Origin of the sequence: Priestia sp. SIMBA_032, from assembly GCF_046535215.1 — a bacterium.
GTDB lineage: Bacteria > Bacillota > Bacilli > Bacillales > Bacillaceae_H > Priestia > Priestia aryabhattai.
Genome location: NZ_JAWRXD010000153.1, coordinates 1 through 441, shown reverse-complemented (window position 1 = coordinate 441; position 441 = coordinate 1). Strand labels below are relative to the sequence as shown.

1 pseudogene is annotated in these 441 nt (G+C 38.3%); it reads left to right on the top strand.

Features of this window, described 5'->3' with window-relative positions:
* Positions 1-339, top strand: a pseudogene (locus tag SB717_RS33780) (homoserine dehydrogenase); the annotation flags it as partial.
* Positions 340-441 lie beyond the last annotated feature (102 nt).

The following is a 441-nucleotide window of genomic DNA, read 5'->3' as shown; positions in this document are numbered from 1 at the left end:
ATGGCATTACATGGAGCTGAATTATTAGCGACAGCAAAAGATAATAAGGCTGATTTATTCTATGAGGCGAGTGTGGCAGGAGGAATTCCAATTTTACGCAGTATCGTAGAAGGACTTTCTTCAGATCTTATTACGAAAGTAATGGGAATTGTAAATGGAACGACAAATTTTATTTTGACGAAAATGTCAGACGAAGGGAGAGCATATAACGACGTGTTAAAAGAAGCCCAACAACTTGGATTTGCAGAAGCAGATCCAACATCAGACGTAGAAGGTTTAGATGCAGCAAGAAAAATGACGATTTTAGCTACTCTCGGTTTCTCTACAAATGTAGAGCTTGTTTTGATATAATGGGCAAAAAACTAAATCAACCTGTATATCAATTAATTGGCGGGCGCTACCATGAAGAATTCCCTGTCACTCACGTTTTAAGTATTGCCG